The organism is Caballeronia sp. (genome assembly GCF_028292365.1).
GTDB lineage: Bacteria > Pseudomonadota > Gammaproteobacteria > Burkholderiales > Burkholderiaceae > Caballeronia.
The window spans coordinates 1-8568 of record NZ_JAQGMM010000025.1; the positions used below are offsets into that span (position 1 = coordinate 1).

General features: G+C 60.6%; 8 protein-coding genes. 3 read left to right on the forward strand and 5 right to left on the reverse strand.

The features are described 5' to 3' along the window. Both eutC and JWR14_RS01160 read right to left on the reverse strand, forming a co-directional pair. On the reverse strand, window positions 1-611 hold a 611-nt coding region (gene eutC, locus JWR14_RS01155), incomplete at its 3' end, for an ethanolamine ammonia-lyase subunit EutC (RefSeq protein WP_299699930.1). After that, window positions 611-1990 (reverse strand): ethanolamine ammonia-lyase subunit EutB, encoded by a 1380-nt coding sequence (locus JWR14_RS01160; protein WP_299699933.1) that lies wholly within the window; start codon window positions 1988-1990, stop codon window positions 611-613. The genes eutC and JWR14_RS01160, both read right to left, overlap by 1 nt. 323 nt (window positions 1991-2313) lie before the next feature. Here JWR14_RS01160 and mnmH point away from each other — a divergent pair, with 323 nt between their 5' ends. Both mnmH and JWR14_RS01170 read left to right on the forward strand, forming a co-directional pair. Next, complete coding sequence (mnmH, locus tag JWR14_RS01165; protein WP_299699936.1) at window positions 2314-3381, forward strand: tRNA 2-selenouridine(34) synthase MnmH; 1068 nt, start codon at window positions 2314-2316, stop codon at window positions 3379-3381. A 38-nt stretch (window positions 3382-3419) separates the two neighbouring features. Further along, window positions 3420-4475 carry a permease gene (locus JWR14_RS01170; protein ID WP_299699939.1) on the forward strand — a complete coding sequence of 352 codons (1056 nt, stop codon included), beginning with the start codon at window positions 3420-3422 and terminating at the stop codon, window positions 4473-4475. Between the two features lie 119 nt (window positions 4476-4594). Here the strand turns inward: JWR14_RS01170 and JWR14_RS01175 are convergent, their stop codons facing one another. From JWR14_RS01175 to JWR14_RS01185, 3 genes are read right to left on the reverse strand one after another with little or no spacing between them, the layout of a single operon-like run. Beyond that, window positions 4595-4753, reverse strand: coding sequence for a hypothetical protein (locus JWR14_RS01175; RefSeq protein WP_299699943.1), 159 nt, complete (start codon window positions 4751-4753; stop codon window positions 4595-4597). Then, a complete protein-coding gene (gene cydB, locus JWR14_RS01180; protein ID WP_299699946.1) occupies window positions 4731-5732 on the reverse strand; it encodes a cytochrome d ubiquinol oxidase subunit II in 1002 nt (333 codons plus the stop codon). Before cydB ends, JWR14_RS01175 begins: the two co-directional genes overlap by 23 nt. A 1-nt stretch (window position 5733) precedes the next feature. Next, window positions 5734-7146: a cytochrome ubiquinol oxidase subunit I gene (locus JWR14_RS01185; RefSeq protein ID WP_299699949.1), complete on the reverse strand. Its 1413-nt coding sequence runs from the start codon at window positions 7144-7146 to the stop codon at window positions 5734-5736. Between the two features lie 449 nt (window positions 7147-7595). Between JWR14_RS01185 and JWR14_RS01190 the strand changes: the two genes are divergently transcribed. Next, window positions 7596-8519 carry a neutral zinc metallopeptidase gene (locus JWR14_RS01190; RefSeq protein WP_299699952.1) on the forward strand — a complete coding sequence of 308 codons (924 nt, stop codon included), beginning with the start codon at window positions 7596-7598 and terminating at the stop codon, window positions 8517-8519. Window positions 8520-8568 lie beyond the last annotated feature (49 nt).

Below are 8568 nucleotides of genomic sequence, written 5' to 3' on the forward strand. Positions count from 1 at the left end.
ATTCGCGGTTCGTATGTCAGGTAGATGCCGAGGCTGTCGGGAGAACTCAAACCCGGCCGCTCGCCAATCAGCATCACCACGATCCTTGCCCGTAAAAGTTCACCGATACCATCGCCAAGCGCGACCCGCGCCTGCCTTGCGACGACGATCGGACCGATGCTCAGGCTCACTAGTTGCGAGCGCATCCGCTCGAGCAACGGCACGGCATGACGTGCCGCTGCATGAGCCGACAAACCATCGGCGACCACGAATACCACGTCAAACGCAGCGGCTGCCGTGACCGCGTAGTCGCGCAACCGCGCTGCACTTTCATCGTTCAGCTTTCTGCCCAGATCGGGGCGCCGCAGATAGTGCTCGCGATCGGGGGCAGCGCTTTCGGCGTCGAGCGTATTGAAACCGGACGCACGTAAAGACGCATGCAGCGCGGCTACATCGAGTGGTTGATGCACGGCGTCGCGGGCTTGCGCGTGCGAAAGATTAAACGCAAGCAACGGCGCCGTCGGCAGGCTGCTGCCCGCTCGCCCTAGCGCAATGCGCGCGTTGGTAAAACGGCGCAGCGCGTCCCACGGATTGGTGCTGACGGAACAGGGAGGATTGTCGAAATCGGTCATCAGGCGCTCATCCATTCAAGCAGAGGTTGCGGTGCAGAATGGTTCAGCAACATACCGCGCGGATCGGCGATTCGCATCGATTCAAGCCAGGCCTCGAACTCCGGTGCGCGCCGCAGGCCGAGCACATTGCGAATATAAAGCGCGTCGTGAAAAGACGTGCTCTGATAGTTGAGCATGACGTCATCCGCACCCGGAATGCCCATGATGAAATTGACATTGGCGACGCCCAGCAGCGTGAGCAAGTTATCCATGTCGTCCTGATCGGCTTCGGCGTGATTCGTGTAACAGATGTCGCAACCCATGGGGACGCCGAGCAACTTGCCGCAGAAATGATCCTCCAGTCCGGCGCGAATGATTTGCCGGCCGTCGTACAAATACTCGGGGCCAATGAACCCGACCACTGTGTTGACCAGCAGCGGGTTGAACTTGCGCGCGACTGCGTAACCGCGCACTTCGCAGGTCTGCTGATCGACACCATGATGCGCGTCGGCAGACAACTCGCTGCCTTGACCGGTTTCGAAATACATCAGGTCGTTGCCAACGGTGCCGCGTTTCAGCGACAACCCCGCTTCATGCGCTTCCTTAAGCAGCGCCAGCGAGACGCCAAAACTGCTGTTCGCTTTCTCGGTGCCCGCAATCGACTGGAACACGAGATCGACCGGCGCACCTTTTTCGATTGCAGCGATCGTGTTGGTCACATGCGTGAGCACGCATGATTGCGTTGGTACGTCGTAGCGTTGCCGGAAGTCGTCGATCATCACGAGCAGCGTCGTGATCGCGCTCAACGAATCCGATGCCGGATTGATGCCGATCATTGCGTCGCCGCAGCCGTACATGAGGCCGTCGAGCATGGATGCGGCAATGCCCTTGACGTCGTCGGTCGGATGGTTCGGCTGCAGGCGCACCGACATATGTCCGGGCAAGCCGATCGTGTTGCGAAAGCGTGTGATAACCGGCCGTTTTTTCGCGACGAGGATCAGGTCCTGGTTGCGCATGAGCTTCGATACAGCCGCGACCATCTCCGGTGTCAGTCCCGCTGTCACGCGGATCAACGCGGCGGAGTCGGTGGTGTCGGCCAGCAGCCAGTTGCGGAAATCGCCCACGGTGAGATGCGAAATCTCGGCGAAAGCTTGGCGAGAATGATCATCGATGATGAGTCGCGTGACCTCGTCAATCTCATACGGAATCACGGCTTCGGTGAGGAAGGTGCGCAACGGCACTTGCGCCAGCGCCATCTTCGCCGCCACGCGTTCTTCTTCCGTGTGAGCGGTCACGCCTGCCAACTGGTCGCCGGAACGCAGCGGGCTGGCTTTGGCCAGCAGCATCTTCAGGTCGTCGAAACGGTAAGTCCGCAGACCGATGGTCTCGTTATAGCTCATCGTGTGATCCTTGTTGCAAGGCTTCTTAAGGCAGTTATTCAGCGATTGCGGCCGGCCAGCGCATACGTCATCCGGCAAGCGTCTTGCGCAGGTTGGCCACGTCCTTCGCTGACGACTGGGGCTTGTGGCCGATCCACGCGTTAACCCGAAGTATGCGGCGAAACAATTAACGGCCAAAAATGCGGACCCGGTAATTTGAACGGAGCAGACGGAGTGTCCATACCGGATCTCCGGTCTGGACGCGCGCCCGGGCTCATCGCGACCCGATTTTCCGCGTGCGATAATCCCGCTTCCCCCATCCGGGCACTTTCGCGCGCCGCACCTTGAAAAACCTGCTTGTTTCCCTCGATCGCCTGGCCGATTTCGACGAGATAATCGATGTCCGCACGCCGCTCGAATTCGCGGACGACCATATTCCCGGCGCACTCAACGCTCCCGTGTTGAGCAATGAGGAACGGGTAACAGTCGGTACGATGTACAAGCAGGTGTCGCCGTTCGAGGCCGCCCGCGTGGGCGCTGCGCTGGTCGCACGCAATATCGCGCAGCACCTCGACACAATCTTTGCCGACCGGCCGCGAAACTGGCGCCCGCTGATTTATTGCTGGCGCGGCGGTACCCGGTCCGGTTCCGTCACCGCGGTGTTCAGCATTATCGGCTGGCAGGCGCGGCAACTGGAGGGCGGGTATAAAACCTACCGGCGCGCGACGCTCGATACGTTGGACCGTCTGCCCAGCGCGTTCCGATACATCGTGCTCACCGGTCCCACCGGCAGCGGCAAGACACGTCTGCTGCACGCATTGCACGAGGCTGGTGCACAGACGCTGGATCTGGAACAACTCGCGGCGCATCGAGGCTCCCTGCTTGGCGCGTTGCCGGGTGAGCCACAACCATCGCAGAAATGGTTCGACACGCTGCTGGTCGGCGCGCTACGTGGCTTCGATCCGGCCCGTCCGGTGTTCGTCGAGGCGGAGAGCCGGCGGATCGGCGCGATCTCTTTGCCCCTTGCACTGCTGGAGTCGATTCACCGCGGCGCGTGTGTCGAAGTCGAGGCAAGCCGCGAGGATCGCGCCACGTTCCTGCTGCAGGATTACGCTCATCTTTTCCAGCATCCTGAATCGTTCAAGCAGCAACTGTCGCGTCTGATCGGGCTCCATAGCCGCGAGCGGGTGAGCGGCTGGCATGCGTTGATCGACGCAGGCCGGGAGGCGGAGCTGGCACGTGACCTGATCGACCTGCATTACGATCCGGCGTATTCACGCAGCAGCCACCAGAATTTCAGCGAATTGCCGCACGCCACGCACATGCTGTTTCGGCCGAACGACGCTGATGTGACCGAGCAGGCAAGGGCGCTGCTGGCACGGCTCGAGGCCGCGCCCGTCACGTCGTCCTGACACCGTTTCATTCCAATACAAACAAACTACCCAAGACCATGCAATCCACACTTCGACAACCCCGCGTCGCGCTCGGCTGGATCACGTTCCTGCTGATAGCGGTCGTGGGCCTGTTCTACGTCAAATGGTTTCCGTACTACAACCGCGCGTTCGTGGCGGCCAGTCAGCATTCCATCGGTAAATCAATCCTGATGGGCACCGCCGCGAGCGCGCCCGCGCCATCGTGGCAGGCCGCTCTCGACTACGCCATCGCCTATGGCAAGGCGATCTGGCAGGCAATGGTATTAGGGCTTCTGCTCGGCTCGGCGGTGCAGGCGCTGATTCCGCCGCAATGGGTGGCGCGTGCGCTTGGCAAGAGCGGTTTTAGCAGCGTGGTCAATGGTGGCCTGATGTCGCTGCCGGGCATGATGTGCACGTGCTGCGCGGCGCCGGTCGTGGCTGGCCTGCGCGCGCGTCAGGCGGCGCCGGGAGCGGCTATCGCGTTCTGGCTCGGCAACACCGTGCTGAACCCCGCCACGCTTATTTTCATGGGCTTCGTGCTTGGTTGGCAATGGATGGGGCTGCGGCTCGCGTTGGGAATCCTGATGGTGTTCGGCCTGGGTTATGCCGTGAACCGGATGGTGACGCCAAAGGAAGCCGAAGCGTCACGCAGCGAGATGGCGAAACTGGTCACGGCGGAAGATCCGGGTACGGTGTTCACGCGCTGGATTCGCATCCTCGGACGCATGACGATCCGCCTTGTGCCCGAATACATCGTGCTCGTGCTGGTGCTTGGCGCTGCGCGGGCGTGGTTGTTTCCGCATATTGGTCCGAACATCGACAATAGCGTGCTGTGGATCGTGGGTCTCGCTATCGCTGGTACGTTGTTCGTGATCCCGACAGCGGGCGAAGTGCCGATCATCCAGGCGATGCTGTCGCTCGGTATGTCGGTCGGTCCCGCGGGTGCGTTGCTCATGACGCTGCCGCCGGTCAGCTTGCCATCGGTCGCCATGCTCGGCCGTTCTTTTCCGCCGCGCGTGCTGACGTTTGTGGCTGTCGCGGTGGTGGGGTTTGGGGTGGTGGCAGGGCTTCTTGCTGTAGCGTTGGGGTTCTAGCCGCAGAAGATTTAACTCGGAACGTCCAAAACGTGAGAGGCCGGTTTCAACGAGAGTTGAAACCGGCCTCTTTCTTTTAGGCGTCAGTTGTTGGTTGCCATGTCGGCTCCTGCCACGCTTTAATGCGTAGCCGCCTGAATCAGCAGCTTGAACGGTAGCGCAAGCAGCATCGCGCCGCCCACACCAACGCACCAGAGCGCCACGAACCACAACGTGCTCTTGAGCCGCGAAGCCCTGCGGCGGTCGCCGCCATTCTTAGTGATAGCGATGTTCGCCATGGCGCACCTTGCCGCGAAAAACCCAGTAACCGAGCGTCGTGTACGCGATGATCACGGGCAAGATCACCGCTGCGCCAATGAGCGTGAACATCTGGCTCGAGTGTGGCGCCGCAAGTTCCCAGAGCGACACGCCGGGGAAGATGGCATGGGGCGATATGCTCGCCACCAGCCCGCTATAACCAAGCAGCACGAATGCCAGCGCCATCATGAACGGTCGCGTTTCGTGCCGCGATTGAATGGACCGGCGCATCAGCCACGCGCAGGCGATCACGAGTACCGGCACCGGCAGGAATCGATAGAACCAGGGAGTATCGAACCAGCGCGTCGCGATGCCTGCGTCCTGCAGCGGTGTCCAGATACTGACGACCGCAATGGTGCCCAGTTGCAGCAGCGTCAACGGCCACACAATTCGGTAAAAGCGTCGTTGCAGGTCGCCTTCCGTTTTCGCGATCAGCCAGCAGCAGCCGAGCAGTGCATAGGTGACCACCAGCGCGAGTCCGGTGAACATGCTGAAGGGCGTGAACCAGGTAAAGGCATCGCCGGAAAAACGGCCGTCCGCGACCGGAATGCCGTTGAGAAACGCGCCAAGCGTCACGCCCTGGAAGAACGTCGCACCCGCCGATCCGCCGATAAACGCAAGATCCCACATGTGCTTCGTGCGGGTCGCCTTCGAGCGGATCTCGAACGTGACGCCGCGAAAGATCAGGCAAACCAGCATGAACATCAACGGCAGATAAAGCCCCGACAGCACGGTTGAATAGATCAGCGGAAACGCGGCGAACAAGCCGGCGCCGCCCAGCACGAGCCAGGTCTCGTTGCCGTCCCAGACCGGTGCGACGGTGTTCATCATGACGTCGCGATCACGCTCTTCAGGGAAGAACGGAAACAGGATGCCGATGCCAAGATCGAAGCCGTCCAGCACTACATACATCAGCACGCCCAGTGCGATGATCGCGGCCCACGTCAGGGACAAGTCCATCTCAAGCTCCTTCGATTGAATGCGTCGCGGCGGACAGAGGCCGGCGCGCGGTATGGTTGTCGTCGTCCATGCGCGGCGCGTGCGTGATGGTGCCGGGCAAAGCCGGACCTGTTTTAAGCAGCTTGAGCAGGTAGTAGATGCCGGTACCAAACACGAGCGTGTAGACGATCACGAAGATCAGCAGCGTCACACCTACTTGCTGCGCGCTGACCGGCGACACGGCCTGCGCCGTGCGCATCACGCCGTAGACCACCCACGGTTGACGTCCTGCTTCGGTCGTTACCCAGCCGGCGAGCAGCGAGATGAAGCCGGTGGGTCCCATCACGAGCACGAAGCGCTGGAACATCTTTGACTCGAAGATCTCGTTTTTCCGCCGCAGCACGAACCCGGCCACGCTCATCAGGATCATCAGCACACCGAGCCCGGCCATGATCCGGAAGCTCCAGAACACGATCGTCGAGTTCGGCCGGTCCTCTTTCGGAAACGACTTGAGACCGCGGATTTCGCCGTCCCAGCTATGCGTCAGGATCAGGCTGCCCAGGTGCGGAATGGACACGGCGTATTTCGTGGTTTCAGCTTCCATGTCCGGGATGCCGAAGAGGTTCAGCGCCGTACCGCCTTTCTCCGTGTCCCACAGGCCTTCAATAGCCGCGATCTTCGCCGGTTGATATTCGCGCGTATTGAGGCCGTGCTGGTCGCCGACTACAGCCTGAAGCGGGGTGAGAACCAGCAGCAGCCACAGCGACATCGAAAACATCTTCTTGATGGCCGGGTCCTTACGTCCCTTCAGCAAGTGATAAGCCGCTGAAGCTGCCACGACCAGCGCCGCGACAATAAACGCCGCGATTGCCATATGCGAAAGCCGGTACGGAAACGACGGGTTGAAAATGATCTTGAACCAGCTCACCGGCACGACATGATCGCCTTCGATACGAAACCCCTGCGGCGTCTGCATCCAGCTATTCGATGCAAGGATCCAGAAGGTCGAGATCAGTGTGCCGATGGCGACCATCAGGGTGGCGCCGAAGTGCGCCTTCGGTCCAACCTTGTTCCAGCCGAACAGCATGATGCCGAGGAAGCCCGCTTCCAGGAAAAACGCGGTCATCACTTCATAGGCGAGCAGCGGGCCGGTGATCGGGCCGGCGAAGCTTGAAAAGCCGCCCCAGTTGGTGCCGAATTCGTAGCTCATCACGACACCGGACACCACGCCCATGCCGAAGGCGACGGCGAACACCTTCGACCAGAACAGGCATAACTCCTTGTAGACCGGCTTACCGGTTTTGAGCCACATGCCTTCGAGCACAGCGATAAAACTCGCCAGGCCAATGCTGAGCGCCGGGAAAACAATGTGGAAAGACACCGTAAAAGCGAACTGGATACGCGCTAGATCAAGCGCTTGCTGAGTGGCATGCATGGCAGGTTGTGCAGCCTTCGCGGGCGCACTCGAAACGAGCTCGCGGGCGGGCGCTGGTTGGTTGGACTGGGTACGACGGAAGTGACTCTAAGCCAGTTTTTGAGATGAATGGTGCGACGCAGAAGAACGCGGGAATGTGCGCAAATGTCGCAATTTTGAAGATGGTTGATCTGTAACCCACTGTTTATACGTAATTTTTCAAAGTAATTTCATTAACGACCGAAATTGCCAGTACACGGATTCCGCGACAATCAACCGCACTGCATCAAAGAAGGTTTGCCGCATTGAGATGAGGAAAACGCGTTACGTTCCGAGAAGTTATTAGCGCGATTCTCGGGTGGCGTGCCGCCCTACGCCGGGTACCATGACGGAACAGCATCGCAGGCGTTTTCCAGGTCGGGATAACAACCCTGCGGCTAAACCAACAAACACCGCGACGGGAGAAGACCATGCGTCTTGATGACGAAGCAGAGAGCCGCAATGTGGAGGACCGGCGCGGAGCCGGCGGCGGAGGCGGAGGATTTCGCATCGGCGGGGGACGCTCGATTGGTATCGGCACGATTGTCATAGCGTTGGCAGCCGCGTATTTTTTCGGTATCGATCCCATGCTGATCCTGAGCGGCGGTTCGACCGGGCAGAGTGGTTCGCAGGGTGGCTCATACAGCCAGCCGCAGACGCAGCAACGGCAGATGGACCCGCGCGCTCAGCCCCAGACAAGCGCGAACGATCAAGACGTGGTGTTCGTGCGCCGGGTGCTCGGCAACACCGAGCGCACCTGGCAGCAGATTTTCCGGACCCGCTACAGCCAGGATTACCCGGCGCCCAAGCTCGTCCTCTTCTCCGGCGGCACCGCGACCGCGTGCGGAACCGGTCAATCAGCCATGGGGCCTTTCTACTGCCCGAACGACCGCTCGGTATATATCGATTTATCGTTCTATCGGGAGTTGCGTGACCGCTTCGGCGCGAGCGGAGATTTTGCGCAGGCGTATGTGATCGCGCACGAAGTCGGCCACCATGTGCAGAACGTGCTGGGCATCATGAACAAAGTCGATGCCGCCCGGCAACGGATGTCGCGGGAACAGGCCAACCAGTTGTCGGTGCGTGTCGAGTTGCAGGCGGATTGTTTTGCGGGTGTCTGGGCCAACGTGGCTCAAACGAACAACGCGAAGCTCATCGAGCCCGGTGACTTCCAGGAAGGGCTGAATGCGGCGGGCGCCATAGGCGACGACCGGCTGCAGAAGGAGACGCAAGGACGCGTGGTGCCCGAAGCGTTTACTCACGGCACGAGCGCGCAGCGGCAGCGCTGGTTGAATCGCGGACTGGCGACAGGCGATCTCGGGCAGTGCGACACCTTTGGTGCCAAAACACTCTGAGCGTTGGTCTTTCCCGGTCACCGGCTGATGCAAGTTTCAATGCGGGTTT